Annotated in this window: 3 protein-coding genes; 2 read left to right on the plus strand and 1 reads right to left on the minus strand. The window is 64.1% G+C overall.

Translation table 11 applies throughout. The features are described from left to right. Positions 1 to 943 (plus strand): molybdopterin-dependent oxidoreductase (locus tag I5M_RS24450; RefSeq protein WP_022723793.1); only part of this gene is annotated, 943 nt, incomplete at its 5' end. Positions 944 to 954: 11 nt separating this feature from the next. After that, a complete protein-coding gene (locus I5M_RS24455) occupies positions 955 to 1,272 on the plus strand; it encodes a hypothetical protein (RefSeq protein WP_022723794.1) in 318 nt (105 codons plus the stop codon). A 117-nt stretch (positions 1,273 to 1,389) separates the two neighbouring features. Here I5M_RS24455 and I5M_RS30575 read toward each other — a convergent pair whose 3' ends face one another. Continuing rightward, on the minus strand, positions 1,390 to 1,893 hold the full coding sequence (locus I5M_RS30575) for a hypothetical protein (RefSeq protein ID WP_244432089.1): 504 nt from the start codon (positions 1,891 to 1,893) through the stop codon (positions 1,390 to 1,392). Between the last annotated feature and the right edge of the window lie 111 nt (positions 1,894 to 2,004).

A 2,004-nucleotide genomic window follows, 5' to 3' on the forward strand; every position in this document is an offset into this window, starting at 1 on the left:
CGGGATCCCGCTCGATATCGATCCGGACAAATTCACCGTCGAAATCAAAGGCAAGGTCGACAAGCCGCTGAAGCTGTCGCTGGCCGACATTCGCGCCATGCCGTCGGTCGAGATCGTCGCCGTCAACCAATGCTCCGGTAACAGCCGCGGCTTCTTCAAGCCGCGCGTCGCCGGCGGCCAGCTCGGCAACGGCGCGATGGGCAATGCGCGCTGGAAGGGCGTGCCGCTCAAGGCGGTGCTCGACAAAGCCGGCGTGCAGTCCGGCGCCAAGCAGGTCGTGTTCGGCGGCATGGATGGTCCGGTGATCGACAAGACGCCGGATTTCGCCAAGGCGCTCGATATCGATCATGCGCGAGGCGGCGAGGTGATGCTGGCCTATCAGATGAACGGCGCCGATCTGCCGTATCTCAACGGCTTCCCGCTGCGCCTGATCGTGCCCGGTTACTACGGCACCTACTGGGTCAAGCATCTCAACGCAATCACCGTCATCGACGATGTGTTCGACGGGTTCTGGATGAAGTCGGCCTATCGGATTCCCGACAACGACTGCCATTGCGTCGAGCCCGGCACCTCGCCGAAAGCCACCATCCCGATTAATCGCTTCAACGTCCGCTCCTTCATCACCAATGTGACCGACGGGCAGAAGCTGAAAGCCGGCGCGACGCCGCTGAAGGGCATCGCGTTCGACGGCGGCAGCGGCATTAAGGACGTCGTCGTCTCGATCGATGGCGGCAAGACCTGGAAGCCCGCCAAGCTCGGCAAGGATCTCGGCAAGTTCTCGTTCCGTGAGTGGAGCGCGAAGGTCGATCTGCCGAAGGGAGCGCAGACCCTGATGGTGCGCGCCACCAGCAACGACGGCAAGACGCAGCCGATGGAGCCGTTGTGGAATCCGGCCGGCTACATGCGCAACGTGGTCGAAACCACCAACGTGGCCGTGGGCTGAAGGAGACGACGATGAAGCCATCGAAGCTGTTTGCCGTCGCCTGTGTCGGTGTCGCCCTGACCGGCCTGTGTGCCGCCGCGATAGCCAAGCCGTTCAACTACAAACTCCCCGACGAGACCGCGGCGTTCAAACCCGGCCCTCATGTGGATACTGTCCGGGCCAACTGCAGCCTGTGCCATTCGGCCGACTACATCGCCACGCAGCCGCCGCAGACCAACAAGAAGGCGTTCTGGCAGGCCGAAGTCACCAAGATGATCAAGGTGTACGGTGCGCCGATCGAAGCCGGCGACGTCGACAACATCGTGGACTATCTGGCCGCGACCTACTGAGGTTGTTTTCCGGCCTTGAACGCGCGGCCGGGTCTCACAAGAACGCCCGCGCGAAGCCGACGCGCGGGCGTTTTCAGTCGATGCGTCGTGCCGCACAACAGCCGCGGCGGGCGCCGCTCAGAATGCGGCCCGCTCGAGAGCCGCCTTGTCGTGCAGCGAGAACAGCGGGCCGTCGTAGAGAAACGAGCACTGGTGGATGACGATACGGTCGCCGTCGACTGTGACGTGGGCGTAGTCCGGCGGCTCGTGTGAGCCGGGGATATGGCCTTCGGTCACCAGATCGAACGCCACCTGATGCGCCAGCGCGCGCTGGATGTGGAACGGGATGCCGCGCCAGGCGCCGCCGATCGGGCGATGCAGATGGCCCATGAACAGGTAGTCCGGCTTGCGGGTCCGGGCGATCACGTCCCATTCGGCGTCGGGATTGGCGAGCCGGATCGTGTCCATGTAGCGAAGCCCGGTGTCGAACGGCGGATGATGCTGGAATAGCAACAGCGGACGATCAACCGGCGCCGATGCGAGGGCGTGTTCGAGGAACGCCAGCCGTGACTCGCAAAGCAGGCCTTCGTGGTTCGGCGCGTCTTCGTTCAGCGTATCCAGCGTCACGACGGTGGCGGGCATCGAACAGCTGCACGGTCTGCACGAAGCCGTCAGCGTCGCGCGGCGCGCGGGGAAAGAATTTCGCGAAGGCGTTCGCGCTTGTCGTGATTGCCCATCAGCAGGATGGTCGGC

The organism is Rhodopseudomonas sp. B29 (assembly GCF_000333455.1).
In the GTDB taxonomy this organism is placed as follows: Bacteria; Pseudomonadota; Alphaproteobacteria; order Rhizobiales; family Xanthobacteraceae; genus Rhodopseudomonas.

Coding starts and splice junctions, on each gene's coding strand:
- I5M_RS24455 (WP_022723794.1), top strand. CDS start 955: ATGAAGCCATCGAAGCTGTTTGCCGTCGCCTGTGTCGGTGTCGCCCTG.
- I5M_RS30575 (WP_244432089.1), bottom strand. CDS start 1,893: ATGCCCGCCACCGTCGTGACGCTGGATACGCTGAACGAAGACGCGCCG.